Origin of the sequence: Candidatus Methylospira mobilis (assembly GCF_009498235.1) — a bacterium.
Lineage (GTDB): Bacteria > Pseudomonadota > Gammaproteobacteria > Methylococcales > Methylococcaceae > Methylospira > Methylospira mobilis.
In genome coordinates this window covers 1,160,333-1,176,177 of the sequence record NZ_CP044205.1, presented here as the reverse complement: position 1 = coordinate 1,176,177, position 15,845 = coordinate 1,160,333, and the positions used below count along the sequence as shown (strand labels likewise).

The 15,845-nt window shown below is 53.9% G+C and carries 19 protein-coding genes; 13 read left to right on the top strand and 6 right to left on the bottom strand.

Annotated features, from left to right (window positions below; genetic code table 11):
- Positions 1 to 121 precede the first annotated feature (121 nt).
- The 6 genes from F6R98_RS05120 to cysT form a co-directional block, all read right to left on the bottom strand.
- Complete coding sequence (locus F6R98_RS05120) at positions 122 to 562, bottom strand: winged helix-turn-helix domain-containing protein (RefSeq protein ID WP_228125101.1); 441 nt, start codon at positions 560 to 562, stop codon at positions 122 to 124.
- A 2-nt stretch (positions 563 to 564) separates the two neighbouring features.
- Positions 565 to 1,662 (bottom strand): molybdenum ABC transporter ATP-binding protein, encoded by a 1,098-nt coding sequence (gene modC, locus F6R98_RS05115; RefSeq protein ID WP_153248066.1) that lies wholly within the window; start codon positions 1,660 to 1,662, stop codon positions 565 to 567.
- Positions 1,649 to 2,368: a molybdate ABC transporter permease subunit gene (gene modB, locus F6R98_RS05110; protein WP_153248065.1), complete on the bottom strand. Its 720-nt coding sequence runs from the start codon at positions 2,366 to 2,368 to the stop codon at positions 1,649 to 1,651. Before modB ends, modC begins: the two co-directional genes overlap by 14 nt.
- 98 nt (positions 2,369 to 2,466) lie before the next feature.
- Complete coding sequence (locus F6R98_RS05105; protein WP_153248064.1) at positions 2,467 to 3,552, bottom strand: sulfate/molybdate ABC transporter ATP-binding protein; 1,086 nt, start codon at positions 3,550 to 3,552, stop codon at positions 2,467 to 2,469.
- Between the two features lie 19 nt (positions 3,553 to 3,571).
- Positions 3,572 to 4,420, bottom strand: a complete 849-nt coding sequence (gene cysW / locus F6R98_RS05100) for a sulfate ABC transporter permease subunit CysW (RefSeq protein ID WP_153248063.1) — start codon at positions 4,418 to 4,420, stop codon at positions 3,572 to 3,574.
- Between the two features lie 15 nt (positions 4,421 to 4,435).
- The gene (gene cysT / locus F6R98_RS05095) at positions 4,436 to 5,284 is read right to left on the bottom strand and encodes a sulfate ABC transporter permease subunit CysT (protein ID WP_228125100.1); all 849 of its coding nucleotides are present in this window, start codon (positions 5,282 to 5,284) and stop codon (positions 4,436 to 4,438) included.
- Positions 5,285 to 5,540: 256 nt separating this feature from the next.
- Here cysT and parA point away from each other — a divergent pair, with 256 nt between their 5' ends.
- From parA to glyS, 13 genes are all read left to right on the top strand, one after another.
- The gene (gene parA / locus F6R98_RS05090) at positions 5,541 to 6,164 is read left to right on the top strand and encodes a ParA family partition ATPase (protein WP_153248062.1); all 624 of its coding nucleotides are present in this window, start codon (positions 5,541 to 5,543) and stop codon (positions 6,162 to 6,164) included.
- A 2-nt stretch (positions 6,165 to 6,166) separates the two neighbouring features.
- A complete protein-coding gene (locus F6R98_RS05085; RefSeq protein ID WP_153248061.1) occupies positions 6,167 to 6,511 on the top strand; it encodes a hypothetical protein in 345 nt (114 codons plus the stop codon).
- Entirely contained in the window at positions 6,508 to 7,512 is a 1,005-nt protein-coding gene (locus F6R98_RS05080; RefSeq protein WP_153248060.1) for an NAD-dependent epimerase, read from the top strand. Before F6R98_RS05085 ends, F6R98_RS05080 begins: the two co-directional genes overlap by 4 nt.
- Positions 7,509 to 8,042, top strand: coding sequence for a molybdopterin-guanine dinucleotide biosynthesis protein B (mobB, locus tag F6R98_RS05075; protein WP_153250911.1), 534 nt, complete (start codon positions 7,509 to 7,511; stop codon positions 8,040 to 8,042). Before F6R98_RS05080 ends, mobB begins: the two co-directional genes overlap by 4 nt.
- 81 nt (positions 8,043 to 8,123) lie before the next feature.
- On the top strand, positions 8,124 to 9,119 hold the full coding sequence (gene galE, locus F6R98_RS05070) for a UDP-glucose 4-epimerase GalE (RefSeq protein WP_153248059.1): 996 nt from the start codon (positions 8,124 to 8,126) through the stop codon (positions 9,117 to 9,119).
- Between the two features lie 43 nt (positions 9,120 to 9,162).
- Positions 9,163 to 10,173, top strand: a complete 1,011-nt coding sequence (locus F6R98_RS05065) for a tryptophan--tRNA ligase (RefSeq protein WP_153248058.1) — start codon at positions 9,163 to 9,165, stop codon at positions 10,171 to 10,173.
- 4 nt (positions 10,174 to 10,177) lie between these two features.
- Positions 10,178 to 10,708 carry an META domain-containing protein gene (locus F6R98_RS05060; RefSeq protein WP_153248057.1) on the top strand — a complete coding sequence of 177 codons (531 nt, stop codon included), beginning with the start codon at positions 10,178 to 10,180 and terminating at the stop codon, positions 10,706 to 10,708.
- The gene (locus tag F6R98_RS05055) at positions 10,708 to 10,998 is read left to right on the top strand and encodes a hypothetical protein (RefSeq protein ID WP_153248056.1); all 291 of its coding nucleotides are present in this window, start codon (positions 10,708 to 10,710) and stop codon (positions 10,996 to 10,998) included. Before F6R98_RS05060 ends, F6R98_RS05055 begins: the two co-directional genes overlap by 1 nt.
- Before the next feature lie 32 nt (positions 10,999 to 11,030).
- On the top strand, positions 11,031 to 11,435 hold the full coding sequence (locus F6R98_RS05050; protein WP_153248055.1) for a 6-pyruvoyl trahydropterin synthase family protein: 405 nt from the start codon (positions 11,031 to 11,033) through the stop codon (positions 11,433 to 11,435).
- Entirely contained in the window at positions 11,432 to 11,932 is a 501-nt protein-coding gene (locus F6R98_RS05045) for a DUF1249 domain-containing protein (RefSeq protein WP_153248054.1), read from the top strand. Before F6R98_RS05050 ends, F6R98_RS05045 begins: the two co-directional genes overlap by 4 nt.
- 269 nt (positions 11,933 to 12,201) lie before the next feature.
- A complete protein-coding gene (locus F6R98_RS05040) occupies positions 12,202 to 12,573 on the top strand; it encodes a hypothetical protein (RefSeq protein WP_153248053.1) in 372 nt (123 codons plus the stop codon).
- 264 nt (positions 12,574 to 12,837) lie between these two features.
- Entirely contained in the window at positions 12,838 to 13,779 is a 942-nt protein-coding gene (gene glyQ / locus F6R98_RS05035; protein WP_194270145.1) for a glycine--tRNA ligase subunit alpha, read from the top strand.
- Positions 13,772 to 15,844: a glycine--tRNA ligase subunit beta gene (glyS, locus tag F6R98_RS05030; RefSeq protein WP_153248051.1), complete on the top strand. Its 2,073-nt coding sequence runs from the start codon at positions 13,772 to 13,774 to the stop codon at positions 15,842 to 15,844. The genes glyQ and glyS overlap by 8 nt, the downstream gene beginning before the upstream one ends.
- Position 15,845: the final 1 nt, after the last annotated feature.

Below are 15,845 nucleotides of genomic sequence, written 5' to 3'. Positions count from 1 at the left end.
ACAGTGAGACTGGAACCATTACGAAAATGGCTAACCGACGCGAAGTTAAATTACCCCCGGCAAAGCCGGGGGTAATTTAACTAAATGAGGCCTCTTTCCGGAATACCACCGCCTCAAACGCTCATTCGCCCGTAGGCGCTTCTTTGTCATCCGCCATCAACGCTTCGAACACGCCGACATAAGCCAATGCAACGTCTGCGGCTGCCGTAGCCATTTTGCGATAATGCGCCAGCACCTGCTCGCCCAGTTCGGACAATCTGGCGCCGCCGCCTACGGCCCCCCCCTTGCTTGTTATTACCAAGGGTTTTTTGAAGCAATGATTCATCTCATCGACCAACACCCAAGCACGGCGATAACTCATGCCCATTTCCCGTCCGGCCTGGGAAATAGAGCCGGTTTTAACGATAAAATCAAGCAAGTCGGCTTTTCCCGGCCCCATGGCGACGACATCGCCATGCAATAAACGCAGATTAAGTTTGAGACGCGGCGCTGCATGTTCCGATTTCCCGGAGTCGGCGGAGAGCAGCATTGATGAAGTTCGCTTGGTTTTCAGTCTGGGCATGACTAGGATTCTATATTCTCTACGGTATCGGTATATTCGAAGACTTGGGATTTTATCAGGCACCAGACGGTTTCGCCCAGCTGTAATGCCAGCCTCTCCACAGAACGCTCGCTCACTTCCGATACCAGCTCGATACCGTCGCCGATATCGACCAGAATAAGCATGCCGGATTTATGCGGAATAAAACGCGTTATCCGGCCGAATAACTGATTTTGTATGCTGCACACTACTCGCTCGCGCGCCAATGCAATCATGGATGCCTTTACCGCTATGGTGACAATTTGGCCCGGACTCCAAGCGGACCGCACCGGCATGACGATAGGCTGACCAGCCAGTTTAGCCAGAACCACCCCGTCGTCCGGCTCCAGCGCAACTATTTCTACCGGCCAGAAATTCTTCATTTCGCTGAACTCGCCTGACGCGTAACCCGGCAAGCGTTCCAGAATATCAAGATAATGCCCGTGCGCCAAAACATGCCCACCCTCTATCAGGGTAAGCACCGGGCTGAGATACAGCAACTCATCGAGCGCATGACTGACGCAAAGCATCGGCAGCGCAATTTCATCGCGCACACGCCGCAAAAACGGAAGAATCTGGCGTTTCAGCCCATCATCCAACGAAGCCAGAGGTTCGTCCAACAGTAGCAGCAGCGGACTGGACAACAATGCGCGCCCAAGCGCCACACGCTGTTTTTCGCCGCCCGACAAAGCGATGGGGCGACGTTCCAATAGATGCCCAAGATGAAGCAACCCGACTATTTCCTTCAATTCGAATTGCCGGGCTTGCGGAGACAAGCGTCTATAGCCGAACAAAAGATTGTCACGCACCGATAGATGCGGAAAAAGCTGGGCATCCTGGAACACCAGTCCGATGCGCCGCTGCTCCGGCGGCAGGAAAACCCCGCTCTCGGCATCGAACAACACATTGCCGCTCAGAACAATGCGCCCGCTATCCGGGCGTATCAGTCCGGATAGCGCATGTAACAGCGTCGTTTTGCCGGAACCGGATGCGCCGAAAACACCGCTGACCGGCTCTTTTATTTCCACCGCGAAATGGGCGTCGAACCCCTTGCGCCTGACAGCAATATCAAGCTCCAGCATTGTCGACCGCCCCCAAACCGAGTTTTCGCTCCATTCTGCGCGATAGTTGCTCACTGCCCACCAGAGCGGCCAGCGCTACGATCAGCGACAATGCAATGAGGCGCATCGCCTGCATGTCCCCATCGGGTATCTGGCTGGCCGTATAAATAGCCAATGGCAGCGTCCTGGTTTCACCGGCGATATTGCCGACAAAGGTAATGGTGGCGCCGAACTCGCCCAAACTGCGTGAAAAGGCCAGCACCAGACCGGATACGATGCCCGGCATCGCCATCGGCAGCGTTATCGCGAAAAAAACCGACAAAGCCGAAGCACCCAACGTTCTGGCCGCGCTTTCCAGGCGAATATCGATCAAACTGACCGACAAGCGCACCGATCGAACCATCAATGGAAAAGCCATCAATGCGGAAGCCAGCGCCGCGCCTTTCCAGCTGAAACCCAGCGTAATTCCGCAACAGCCGTCCAGCGCGCGTCCCAACGGACCGTTCCGCCCGAACAGCAGCAGCAGCAGGTAGCCGGGAACGACGGGAGGCAACACCAGAGGCAAATGGATCAGCGCATCGAACACGCCTTTCCCTGGAAAGTTTTTACGAGCCAGCAGCCAGCCGGTAAAAATGGCGAGCGGGGCGCTCATCAAGGTCGCCCAAATCGAAACCTTGATGGAAAGCAATAGAGCGGAAAGCTCTTCGGGCGAGAGAAAATCCGGCATAGCGGTGCACTCCGTTATCGTGATGCCAAAAATCCGCCTGAAAACACAGGGACGTTATTACCATCATAATATACCGCCGTGCCAATTCCTGTATATCTCTAGATACAACCGCCTGCAGCTGTTTCATCTATTTCGGTAAAAACCCGCAGGCGCTTGGGTTGAATGATCACTTCATCGCCTTCGATAAAGGCTTTGCCCTGGAAATTTTCCCGATTCATCTCCGCCTCGACGATACCCTGCCCGTCCGAACGCTCCAGCTCGAATTTGACCAGCGCACCAAAACGGCGGATATCAAGAATACGCGCCTTGATTCCCGATGATCCATCCTGGTAGGCGGTAATTTCGATTTCATGAGGCCGCGCATAAAACACGGCAGCCGGGCGGTTTTCCGCCTGATCCAGCAGGGCTAAGCCGGCATCGGCGATTGTGGCGCTGCCATCGCTGACCCGACCATGGAACAGATTAACATCTCCCAGAAAATGGTAAACGAAAGGCGTGGCGGGGTTATCGTATACCTCTTCGGGAGAGCCTATCTGTTCGATCTGCCCGGCATTCATCACCACCACTCTGTCCGCAACCTCAAGCGCTTCCTCCTGATCGTGGGTCACAAAGACGCTGGTCACATGCAACTCGTCATGCATACGGCGCAGCCAGCGGCGAAGATCCTTGCGCACCTTGGCGTCCAGCGCGCCAAACGGCTCGTCCAGCAGCAACACACGCGGTTCTACCGCCAAAGCTCGCGCCAGCGCGACGCGCTGCCTTTGTCCGCCGGAAAGCTGGGGCGGGTATCTGTCAGCCACCCAGTCCAGCTGCACCAGCGCCAATAGCTGATGCACCTTTGCACTGATTTCCGCACCGGAAGGACGCGTTGCCGCCGGACGCACGCGCAGGCCGAAAGCGATATTTTCGAACACGGACATGTGGCGAAACAACGCATAGTGCTGAAACACGAACCCGACCTGACGCTCGCGCACATGACGCCGTGTCGCATCTTCTCCGTAAAACAGTATTTGCCCCGAATCGGGCGCCTCCAGCCCTGCGATAATTCTGAGCAAAGAAGTTTTGCCGCACCCGGACGGGCCGAGCAAGGCAACCAGTTCACCGGAGTTGATTTCCAGGTCGATGCCCTTCAGCGCGCGGAAGCCGCCAAAACTTTTCTCGATATTGATTATGCGTATACTCATGCGACTTTTATCCTAAATCCTAGCCACTGGTTTCCAGGGTCGATTTCAAGCGCCAGGCCAATCCGCTCTTCAGCACCAGCGTCACCAGAGCCAGCATGGCCAGCAAGGAAGCGACGGCGAACGCCGCCGTGCTGTTATATTCGTTGTACAGAATTTCGACATGCAAAGGTATGGTGTTGGTCAAGCCCCTGATATGACCGGAGACGACCGAAACCGCGCCGAACTCTCCCATCGCCCGCGCATTGCACAGAATTACGCCATAAAGCAGGCCCCATTTAATATTCGGCAAGGTTACCCGCCAGAAGGTTTGCCACCCGCTGGCGCCAAGCACGATAGCCGCCTCCTCCTCATCACTTCCTTGTGCCTCCATCAACGGGATCAGCTCACGCGCGACAAACGGAAAGGTCACGAACACGGTCGCCATCACGATGCCGGGTACTGCAAACATCAGACGGATGTTGTGCTCGGCCAGCCAGGGGCCCATCCAGCCCTGCATGCCGAACATCAACACATAAATCAATCCCGACACCACCGGAGACACTGAAAACGGCAGATCGATCAAGGTAATCAGCAGGCTTTTGCCATGGAAATCGAACTTGGCGATCGCCCAGGACGCCGCCAGTCCGAACACCATATTAAGCGGCACAGCAATCGCTGTCACCAGCAAAGTCAAGCGGATTGCCGCCAGCGCGGTCGGGTCGCCCAGCGCCCCCCAATAGAAGGAAAACCCTTTGTTGAAAGCTTGCAAAAACACGACCAGCAACGGCATGAACAGAAATCCACCCAGAAACAGCAATGCAATCGCGACCAATGCCCACCGCACGGCAGCCGGCTCGGTATTAGCCAATCTAATGGAATGAGTTGACATATGAACCTCTTATCTTCAGCGTCTGCCGTAACGGTTGGCGCCCCACCACTGAAGCACGTTAATTGTCAGCAGCATCATGAACGAGACAACAAGCATCGCCACCGCCAGCGCAGTCGCGCCTGCGTAGTCGTATTGCTCGAGCTTGGTAATAATCAGCAGCGGCGTAATTTCGGATACCATCGGTATGTTGCCGGCAATAAAGATAACCGAGCCGTACTCGCCTATCGCGCGCGCGAAAGCCATTGCAAAACCGGTCAGCAACGCCGGCCACACGCTGGGGAAGATAACCATGCGAAAAGTCTGCCAGCGCGTCGCGCCGAGACTGGCCGCCGCCTCTTCCAGTTCGGATTCAAAATCCTCCAGGACAGGCTGTACGGTGCGAACGACAAACGGCAGCCCGATAAACGTCAACGCAATCACCACTCCCAATGGCGTAAACGCGATTTTGATGCCCAGGGGCGCAAATAACTGCCCTACCCAGCCTTTGGTGGAATAAATATTGGCAAGCGCTATACCGGCTACCGCCGTGGGCAGTGCAAAAGGCAGATCCACTACGGCATCGACGATACGCTTGCCGTAAAATTCATAACGCACCAGCACCCAGGCCACCAATAACCCGAAAAAGGTATTGATCGTTGCGCCTATCAGCGATGCGGCAAATGTCAGCTTATAGGATGCCAGCACCCTTGGAGCAGTGATCGTGTCCCAAAAAGCGCTCCACCCCAGCGTTGCGCTCTTCAGAAAAGTGGCGGACAGAGGAATCAGCACAATCAGGCTGAGGTAAAGCAGCGTAAAGCCCATGGTCAAATTAAAACCAGGCAGCACACTGGGTTTTCTTATTGCCGTCATTAACGAAACGTTCATTGAAAGTTTTATCCAAACCCCGAATGTGACCACGCCGATGCATGCCGCGCCCAGGCAACGTCATACACTATGATTTTCCAGCTGATAATGTTAGCTGAGTATCGGGTGTTCATGCCTTACATTTTCGATATAAGCTTATACCCAAAAAAATATTGCCTTGATGCTAAATAACGATTAGTGAGCTTGAAGCCGGAGCCCATGCATGTCAAACTAACCGTAAGCGGATACGCGGCTGCACTTACAAGACAAACAAACGATGATTATCAGCGTACTCAATCAAAAAGGCGGCGTAGGCAAGACTACTCTTTCCGTCAATATCGCGACAGCGCTTGCGCTGGGCAGCAACAAGGTATTGCTGGTGGACGCAGATACACAGGGAAGCGCGCTCGATTGGCATTCCAGCCGTGTACAGGAGGCTCTTTTTCCTGTCGTCGGTTTGGCCAAACCCACCCTGCACAAGGATATACCGGAACTTGCCGGCCCTTACGATCACGTTATCATCGACGGCCCGCCGCGCGCCAACGATGTAGCGCGCTCTGCAATTATGGCCAGCCATATCGTGCTTATTCCGTTACAGCCGTCTCCCTACGATGTCTGGGCCGCAGACGAAATTGTCAAGCTCATCCAAGAAGCGCTCGTTTTCCGCGAAAACATCAAAGCGCTCTTCATAGTCAATCGCAAAATAGCGAATACGGCTATAGGCCGCGATGTATCCAGCGCATTGGCAGGCTACCCTTTTGCATTAACCCAAAGCATAGTGGGTCAACGCGTGGCCTTCGCCGAAAGCGCGGCACAAGGTCTTTCGGTCCTCGAGTTCGAACCGAAAGGCGCAGCCGCTAAAGAAATCAAATCACTTGTTCATGAAATCATGGAGTTTTGAGTATGACCAGCACTACTACCACCAAAAAAAAATCAGTAAACATCTCGCCAAAATCCTCTATCAATGAATCCGCAGGGAATTCACCTGCATTGACGGCGGACGCCGGCCTCATCGCCGACCAGGAAAAAGCAAAAAATCTGATCGGTAAGGCCGTGTATACCTCCGTTTATTATGCTTCGTACGGCATAGTCTTCGGCGCCCTGGTGGTTTCATCGTTTATACCGGGCCGCAACTTCCTGGGTAAAGCGATCGCAGACGGCACTGTCGCTGCACGTAAGTCTTTTGAAAACAGCAACGTGGATACACAAGCGTCGGCAACTGAAAGCGAAACCACATCGATTGCATGAAGCTGGTTGTAACCGGAACGGCGGGGTTCATCGGCGCGGCGCTTGCCCGGCGCTTATTGGAACGAGGAGATGAAGTAGTAGGCATCGACAATGTCAATGCCTACTATGACGCGGCGCTCAAGGAAGCGCGGCTTTCCCACCTTAAAAACTATCGCTGTTTCACCGAGGTACGAGCGTCACTTGAGGATAACGCCCGGATTGAACGGGTATTCGAAGAACACCGTCCGCAACGCGTCGTCAATCTGGCGGCTCAGGCCGGCGTGCGTTACTCGCTGCTCAACCCGCAAGCCTACATCGACGCCAATGTCAGCGGATTCTGTAATATCCTCGAAGCCTGCCGTCACCATCGGATCGAGCATCTGGTATTTGCGTCCAGCAGTTCGGTGTATGGGGCCAATACGGCCATGCCCTTTTCGGTACACGACAACGTGGATCATCCTGTCAGCCTGTACGCCGCAACCAAAAAAGCCAACGAGCTGATGGCGCATACCTATAGTCATCTGTTCAACCTGCCTGTAACCGGCCTTCGATTCTTTACCGTTTACGGCCCCTGGGGCAGACCCGACATGGCTCCGTTCCTGTTTACACGCAATATTCTAGAAAACAAACCGATCGACGTATTCAACTTCGGACGGCACAAACGCGACTTCACCTATATCGACGATATCATTGACGGCATCGTACTCAGCATCGATCATGCCGCGCAACCCAATAGCGATTGGGACAGCGATCGTCCCGACCCGGGCAGCAGTAAAGCGCCCTACCGAATTTACAATATCGGCAACAATCAACCCGTCGAGTTGATGTATTTCATTGAGCTGCTTGAAACCAACCTTGGCAGAACGGCCCTTAAAAACTTCCTGCCGATGCAGCCCGGCGACGTACCCGCCACCTATGCAGACATCGACGACCTAAGCAGAGACACCGGCTACCAGCCCAAAACATCCATAGAAACCGGCGTAGCGCGCTTTGTCGAGTGGTACAAAAACTACTATCGATGATCAACGCGCCGATCCCGGTATTGGGTTTTGCCGCCCGTAGCGGAACAGGCAAAACCACCTTGCTCGAAAAACTGATTCCGCTGCTCAAGGCAAGCGGATTACGCGTTGGATTGATCAAAAAAAGCCATCACGACATCGAAATCGACCGTCCCGGCAAAGACAGTTATCGCCTCCGTCAGGCGGGCGCAGCCACAGTCTTGCTGTGCTCCCCCTACCGGCGCGCAATAATCGTCGAACACGACATGCAAAAAGAACCGGATTTATGCGAGGAACTGGCGCAGATAGACCAGCAGGGCCTTGATATTATTCTGGTCGAAGGCTTCAAAGACGCGAATATTCCCAAGATCGAACTGCACCGAAAGCAACGGGATAACCCGCTCGAGTTTCGAAACGACCCATCCATCATCGCATTGGCCAGCGACAACGGGCCGATTCCTGATACGAACATTCCTCATCTTGATATCAACAATGCCGGACAGATTCGCGATTTCATACTCTCCTACATGCAAACCGCACGGATAACCGAATAGTTACACATACCTTATCCATCAAAAATATCGGATAATTGTAAGTTATACCTTACCAACCGCATATCGAACGAGACTCAACGCATGAGTAATGATACTATTCTGGTCACTGGCGGCGCCGGCTATATCGGCAGCCACATCGTCAAACGACTGGGCGAAATGGGCGAAAACCTGGTGGTTCTGGACAATTTGTCCACAGGCTTCCGCGACGCCGTGCTTTATGGCGAATTTGTAGAAGGGAATACCGGAGACATGGAACTGGTAGGCCGGCTGCTCGCAACCCGCTCGATCAAATCGGTTCTGCACTTTGCCGCTCACACCATAGTCCCCGAGTCGGTGGCGCAGCCGCTCAAGTACTATGCGAACAATACCTGCAATACCCGCAACTTGTTGCAATGCTGCATTGATGCCGGAGTCGAGCATTTCATCTTTTCATCGACAGGAACGATTTACGGCATACAGGAAAAGCATGCGCTTTCGGAAGAAAGCCCGCTGCAACCGATCAACCCGTACGGCACGAGTAAACTGATGAGCGAAACCATGCTCAAAGACGTGTCGGCCGTCAATCCGTTACGCCACGTGATACTGCGCTACTTCAACGTGGCCGGATCGGACCCTGACGGGCTGATTGGACAATCCACGGAAAACGCAACGCTGTTAATCAAGGTCGCCGCCGAAGTCGCCACCGGAAAAAGAGCCAGCCTGTCCCTGTTCGGAACCGACTACCCAACGCCTGACGGCACCGGCGTACGTGACTATGTACATGTCAACGATCTGGCCGATGCGCATATCCAGGCCCTGAATTACCTGCGTCAAGGCGGAGCATCGACAACGCTCAACTGCGGTTACGGACACGGTTTCAGCGTGCGCGAAGTCATAGATACCGTCAACCACGTGAACGGCGCGCCCATTCCCGTGGTGGAACACCCCAGACGCGCCGGCGACCCACCGCAGTTGATAGCCGCAGTTGATAAAATACAAAAAACCTTAAACTGGAAACCGCGTTATGATGATCTTGCATTCATAGTCAAAACCTCGCTGGATTGGGAAAAAAAACTGGCGGCCAAACAACGCGCCTGAAACGCCGCATACGCTCCCGAACATAACCCTCTGGTTTTATAATATGAAGCAAGCTATTGTATTAACAGGCATTACAACAACGGGCACCCCGCACCTGGGCAATTATGTCGGCGCGATCAGGCCGGCTATAGCCGCCAGTAAGGACCCTGATGTCTTGCCGTTTTATTTTCTGGCCGATTATCATGCATTGATAAAATGCCAGGAACCCGCGCGTGTCAGTCTATCGACGCTGGAGATAGCCGCAACCTGGCTGGCGCTTGGGCTCGATACCGAAAATGCGGTGTTCTACCGTCAATCGGACATACCGGAAATCGCCGAGCTCTGCTGGCTGCTGGGATGCGTTACCGCAAAGGGACTGATGAACCGTTCGCATGCCTACAAGGCCGCACTGCAGACCAACGAAGAAAACGGCGAAAACGATCCCGACAAGGGCGTTACCATGGGGCTGTTCAATTACCCGATCCTGATGGCCGCGGATATTTTGATGTTCAACGCCAATCGCGTTCCGGTCGGCAAGGACCAGATACAGCACATCGAAATGGCGCGAGACATAGCGGGACGTTTCAACCACATATACGGCGAACATTTCACCCTGCCGGAACCAGAAATCACCGAAGAAACCGCCATACTGAGCGGTTTGGACGGACGCAAGATGAGCAAAAGCTACGACAACACCATTCCGTTGTTCATAGAGGAAAAGCAGCTCAGAAAACTGATCATGAAGATTAAAACCAACTCGCTTGAGCCGGGCGCCCCCAAAGACCCCGACACCTGCACACTGTTCAGTATCTACAAAGCATTTGCCGGGCGCGAGCAAACACTGGCGTTACGCAAGCGTTACGAAGAGGGTATCGGCTGGGGCGAAATGAAACAATTCCTGTTCGAACATCTGAATGAACATCTGCACAGCGCACGCGAGCGCTACGATGCATTAATACAGACACCGGAAAAAATAGAAGATATATTACAGACTGGGGCGGAAAAAGCGCGCCGCTACAGCCAACCCTTCATGCAAAAAATACGCGCCGCAACCGGCATCAGGAAACTGGTCTGACAAGATGAAAGCCCGAGCAACGCCAAGCAATCCGTATCGATTCGCCGCACGGCTGCTGATAATACTGGCGTTCCTGTGCGCCGCAGGCGCATGCACCACAGCCAAACCTGCGAAAGTTGCCACATCGGCGAAAAAAGCGCCTATAAGACCCGACGTTCCTGCCCCGGATATTTACAATGACGGAACCCATCTTTCCAATGCGCGCTGGAAATGGGTAACGACGGTGCAGGCACATGACAACAAACGGCATTTGCTGCATCTCGATAATTACTTTCTCGAACTCAAAACCGACGGCTGGTTCAATGTAGAATCGCCCTGTTTCAAGGGGGACGGCATGTACGAAGCCGAAGACGGCCGAATTGCCCTGATCCTGTTGCACTCTCACCCCAGCAAACACTGCCTCCACCCCGAAAGCCTGACGTTTTTTCTAAAAACCCTGGAAGCAGGCAGCAGCTACCGGGAAGACGCAGAGCGTTTATCACTGTACGATAAACGCGGTAATAATACGTTGATTTTTATGCGGCAAGGTGAATAGTGCTTCAAGCCGACAGCCAGAACCAGCCGGGAGAAGGCTGCGACCTCAGTTTCCACCCCGCGGGACAACAAAGCGAGCATCAAGGATGCTGTTTATCGATCAATGAAACCCGGCTGCTATTCCTTACGGATAGATACTGCGCGCCCGGGCATGCGCTTGCCGCAAAAATAACGCCGCGCAACGGGCTGGACCCGGTTTTTACCGCCTTCGTCGAAGTAACCGAGTGCCAGCCATCGGATAACAGCCGTTTCCGCGTTACCGCTATCATACGCGCAATAAAAAGCGATTGAAAAACCTAATAAATTCGGATAAGAGACGCCCGATGTACTGCATTACCAAGGAAGTATATTTTTGTTACGGTCATAGACTGATGGGACACCCCGGTAAATGCCGGCATTTGCATGGACATAGCGTCAAAGCCGCGATCACATTAAGCGCATCCCGACTCAACGATCAAGGCATGGTCTGCGATTTTGCCGATATCGCCGCAGCGGCGGAAGGTTTTATCGATAAACAGCTCGATCATAATCTGCTGCTCCATCGGGACGATCCGCTGGTTTCAATATTGCAAACAGCCAACGAACGGTTCATGACGCTAGTGGAACATCCAACCGCCGAATACCTTGCCCGCATGATATACGACTACCTCAAGACGGAAGGTCTGCCCATACAGAGCGTCGCGCTCTGGGAAACCTCAAGCTGCTGCGCACTGTATTCCGAACTATGAGCAACGCCACTCTCAACAGGGGCAGCGTGCAGTGTACTCTGGAGCCCGCCAACAAATCCTTCTGGCTGTCGCGGCTGTGCGACCAGAACTACCAAAAGCTTGCGCGGCTGCTGCCCTACCCGATAGACGAATTACCGGACGATCTGGTGGGAACGACGCCCGGCGGCCCCGATTTATTACTAAGACGCCTGGAACTATCGCCTTACACTGCCACGATACAACTCACGCATCACTTTTCCAACACCGGCAATCACAGCTTCGAACCCGGCATTGTTATGCGCGTATATCTGGATGCGTGCAACATCGAAGCGCTATACGATCACCAGCGCGCAGGCGCCTGCAGTTGCCAACCCTACTATGGCGCTGAAATGCTGGCGCTGAAATGGGAGCTGAATTACTTCCTGTCGACCTGGCTGGATCATTGCATCCGTTGCGATTATCAATTCGAGTTCGAGAGTACAGGCCAACGTGGCTCGGGACGGGTCGGCAGTTTTTAGGCGGCATCAGAAAAGCAAGGCGCCGGTACCGCCAGTAGCGCGGAATCGAAACCCGTACGCGCCAAACGGGAAGAGCACTTACCCCATCCATTAAACAGCAACGCGCGGGGCGCCTTGCACTCCAAATAAGTAAGCATGACTGTCAGAAATGACAGCTTACCTGCAAAAATAGAAAATAGTACACTGAAACAGCCTTAATATGCACAGGCACAAAACAACGAACTCAGAGCGTTATTTTTCGCATCTTTTAATCATAAGGAGAGAAGAACATGAGCAACGAGCCCAATTACACAGCAGTGATGCTCCTTCCCAAAGGCGGCAAGCAAGCCTGGACCGACATAATGCAGGGCAGCACGCCTGTCTCTAATAAGATCTATACGGGTACCCCGATCGTCATGGCTATTTCCACCGCATATGCGGACGGCACCAGGGTTGTCGGCGGCGTATTAAAAAGTGAAAACCCCACCGAATGCAACTATAAATTCATGTGGGCTTTTGACAAGAACGGCAATCAATGTCCGTTCTGGCCTATCGATGTCGGTGATCACGAAGATTTTTACACATCCAGCCTCGATTTCTCTTTAGAGGTAGAAGGCGTGGAACAGGAGTACTTGCTTAACATCGTAGAAGCCGACTCATAGGCAATTTTCTGCTGTTGTCGGAAAAAACTGGGGAAGACCATGCTTTCCATCGTTTTCAATGAAAGTGTGGTTTATCCCTACCAACTTAATTTCAAAAAAGAAAGCGCTTATATTTGCAGAGTTGCAGCACCACATCAAGCCTCATAGACTTTGAACCCCCTGCATCCTACACCGTAACAGACACACCGCCAGCGACAGGATAAAGCCGAATAGCCGCAAATCCGCTATAATCGGCATCAACATTTTTACCGTCTAGCGTTCATCGTGGCCAAACCAGCAAACAAATCGTCAACTTTCCAGGGCTTGATCCTCGCGCTGCAGGAATATTGGGCAGCCCAGGGCTGCGTGATCCTGCAACCGCTCGATATCGAAGTGGGAGCAGGCACGTTCCATCCTGCTACTTTTTTGCGCGCCATCGGCCCGGAGCCGTGGAATGCCGCCTATGTGCAACCGTCGCGGCGTCCTACCGACGGACGCTACGGCGAGAACCCGAACCGGCTGCAACACTATTATCAATTTCAGGTGTTGATGAAACCTTCGCCGGAGAATATCCAGGAACTGTATCTCGGTTCGTTGCGACATCTCGGACTCGACCTGCTGGAACACGACGTGCGTTTCGTCGAAGATAACTGGAACTCGCCGACCCTCGGCGCCTGGGGGCTGGGCTGGGAAGTGTGGCTCAACGGCATGGAAGTCACCCAGTTCACCTACTTTCAACAGGTTGGCGGCCTCGAATGCCGCCCGGTCAGCGGCGAAATCACCTACGGACTGGAACGCATCGCGATGTATTTACAGGATAAGCAGAGCGTCTACGATCTGGTCTGGACCGAAGGTCCGCAGGGAATCGTCAGTTACGGTGATGTTTATCATCAAAACGAAGTGGAAATGTCGGCATTCAATTTCGAGCACGCCAACATCGACAAATTATTCGAACACTTCGCATTCCATGAACAGGAAAGCAGGAAGCTGATAGCAACAGGTCTGCCATTGCCCGCTTACGAAATGGTGCTCAAGGCTTCGCATACCTTTAACCTGCTTGATGCGCGGCGCGCGATTTCGGTAACCGAGCGCCAGCGTTATATCCTGCGAGTGCGCGAACTGGCCAAAGCGGTTGCCGAAGCCTATTATGCGCGCCGCGAACATCTTGGATTCCCGCTACTGGACAAAACCCCGCAACCAAACAAAAAGGATTCGACTCATGGCTGAGACTCGCGATCTTTTATTCGAACTGGGTACAGAGGAACTACCGCCGAAATCGCTGTCGACACTGATTGACGCGTTACAGTCGGGAGTTGAAAGCGGACTGCAGAAAGCCGGGCTGTCTCATGGCATTATCACGGCTTACGCCACACCGCGCAGGCTGGCTTTGTTGATACGCGATCTGCCGCTTGCCCAGCCGGACCAGCAGATCGAAAAGCGCGGTCCGGCAGTCAATGCCGCCTACAACGCCGACGGCAGCCCGAGCAAGGCAACCGCAGGCTTTTTGCGCAGTTGCAATGCAACAATAAACCAATTGATCACACTAAGCACCGACAGGGGCGAATGGCTCTGCTTCCGGGAGCTGATCAAAGGAGCTGAAGCCAGAACATTGATCCCCGACATCGTCAGCAGCGCCCTGGCGAATCTCCCTATCGCCAAACGCATGCGCTGGGGCAGCGGCAACGCTGAGTTCGTGCGCCCGGTACATTGGGTGATGTTATTGCTGGGCAACGATGTCATCGACGCGGAAATTCTCGGCATCACCGCCGGACGCGCGACGCGCGGACATCGCTTCCACCACCCGGAAGCACTGTTGATCAGTGAACCGGCTGCGTATGAAGAAACCTTGGATTCACAAGGCAGGATCATCGCGTCTTTCGCCGAAAGAAAGCTGAAAATTCAAGCGCTCGCCGAACAAAGCGCACAAGCCGTGCAGGGTATCGCGCATATCGAACCCGATTTACTGGATGAAGTCGCCGCGCTGGTTGAATGGCCGGTACCGGTGCGCGGCCACTTCGACCCGCGCTATCTGACCTTGCCGGCGGAAGTTCTGATCACCACCATGCAGGAAAACCAGAAGTATTTTCCGGTCGAGGACGGCGGCGGCAAACTGCTGCCCTATTTCATCACCTTCAGCAATATCGACAGCAACAATCCGGATACTGTGCGCCAGGGCAACGAACGGGTAGTGCGCCCGCGGCTCTCGGATGCGGAGTTTTTCTGGACGCAGGATCGCAAGCAGCGATTGCAGGAACGGCTCGGCCACCTGAAACAGGTGACATTCCAGCAGAAGCTGGGATCGCTGCACGATAAAACCCTGCGAACCGCTAATCTTGGTAAAACCATCGCGGAACTGTTAGAGCAAGAGACTGCGCATGTGCAACGCGCGGCGCTATTATCCAAAACCGATCTACTGACAGAAATGGTGGGCGAATTCCCCAACCTGCAAGGCACCATGGGACGTTACTATGCCTTGGCTGATGGCGAAGACGCCGAAGTCGCCACCGCTATCGAAGAACAATATCTGCCGAAAGTTTCCGGCGGTGTTATTCCTTCAACAGCTACAGGCCAAATACTGGCCTTGGCCGACAAGCTCGATACGTTGAGCGGTATTTTCAGCACCGGCATGGTTCCGACCGGCGACAAAGATCCTTATGCTCTGCGCCGCGCCGCGCTCGGCATTGTGCGTATTATGATTGAAGCGGGCCTGGAGCTGGATCTGCCCGCATTGATAAGCAGCGCGCTGGCGCAACACACGCATTCATTCGATCATGCGACAGTGCAAAAGCAACTCGAAGCGTTCGTACTCGAACGCCTGCGCGGCTACCTGCTGGATCAAGGCACCCGTTACGACGAATTCGAAGCGGTACTGGCGACTCAGCCGCAGCTGTTAACTGATTTCGAGTTGCGCCTGAAAGCCGTAGCCGAATTCAGAACATTGCCTGAAGCGGAAAGTCTGGCGGCCGCCAACAAGCGCATCCGCAACATTTTGCGCAAAAACGAAAACGAGCCGAGTGAAGCGCCGCAAGCGGCTGCTTTAAGCGAAACAGCCGAAATAGCTTTATTGAAAGCAGCTGAAAGCGCACAGCAAGAGCTCGCTCCACTGATACGGCAGCGCGACTATACCGCTGCGCTGCGCCGTCTCGCCGCACTACGCGATCCTGTGGATACTTTTTTCAACGACGTGATCGTCATGAGCGAAGATGCAGCATTACGCAAACAGCGGCTGGGGCTGCTGACCCTGATAGAAGGGCTATTCATGCAAATCGCCGATATTTCCTACCTGCAATAAA

Bases quoted from the DNA above. Each gene is read 5' to 3' on its own strand.
- F6R98_RS05120 (WP_228125101.1), bottom strand. From the start codon at position 562: ATGCCCAGACTGAAAACCAAGCGAACTTCATCAATGCTGCTCTCCGCC.
- modC (WP_153248066.1), bottom strand. From the start codon at position 1,662: ATGCTGGAGCTTGATATTGCTGTCAGGCGCAAGGGGTTCGACGCCCAT.
- modB (WP_153248065.1), bottom strand. From the start codon at position 2,368: ATGCCGGATTTTCTCTCGCCCGAAGAGCTTTCCGCTCTATTGCTTTCC.
- F6R98_RS05105 (WP_153248064.1), bottom strand. From the start codon at position 3,552: ATGAGTATACGCATAATCAATATCGAGAAAAGTTTTGGCGGCTTCCGC.
- cysW (WP_153248063.1), bottom strand. From the start codon at position 4,420: ATGTCAACTCATTCCATTAGATTGGCTAATACCGAGCCGGCTGCCGTG.
- cysT (WP_228125100.1), bottom strand. From the start codon at position 5,284: ATGAACGTTTCGTTAATGACGGCAATAAGAAAACCCAGTGTGCTGCCT.
- parA (WP_153248062.1), top strand. From the start codon at position 5,541: ATGATTATCAGCGTACTCAATCAAAAAGGCGGCGTAGGCAAGACTACT.
- F6R98_RS05085 (WP_153248061.1), top strand. From the start codon at position 6,167: ATGACCAGCACTACTACCACCAAAAAAAAATCAGTAAACATCTCGCCA.
- F6R98_RS05080 (WP_153248060.1), top strand. From the start codon at position 6,508: ATGAAGCTGGTTGTAACCGGAACGGCGGGGTTCATCGGCGCGGCGCTT.
- mobB (WP_153250911.1), top strand. From the start codon at position 7,509: ATGATCAACGCGCCGATCCCGGTATTGGGTTTTGCCGCCCGTAGCGGA.
- galE (WP_153248059.1), top strand. From the start codon at position 8,124: ATGAGTAATGATACTATTCTGGTCACTGGCGGCGCCGGCTATATCGGC.
- F6R98_RS05065 (WP_153248058.1), top strand. From the start codon at position 9,163: ATGAAGCAAGCTATTGTATTAACAGGCATTACAACAACGGGCACCCCG.
- F6R98_RS05060 (WP_153248057.1), top strand. From the start codon at position 10,178: ATGAAAGCCCGAGCAACGCCAAGCAATCCGTATCGATTCGCCGCACGG.
- F6R98_RS05050 (WP_153248055.1), top strand. From the start codon at position 11,031: ATGTACTGCATTACCAAGGAAGTATATTTTTGTTACGGTCATAGACTG.
- F6R98_RS05045 (WP_153248054.1), top strand. From the start codon at position 11,432: ATGAGCAACGCCACTCTCAACAGGGGCAGCGTGCAGTGTACTCTGGAG.
- F6R98_RS05040 (WP_153248053.1), top strand. From the start codon at position 12,202: ATGAGCAACGAGCCCAATTACACAGCAGTGATGCTCCTTCCCAAAGGC.
- glyS (WP_153248051.1), top strand. From the start codon at position 13,772: ATGGCTGAGACTCGCGATCTTTTATTCGAACTGGGTACAGAGGAACTA.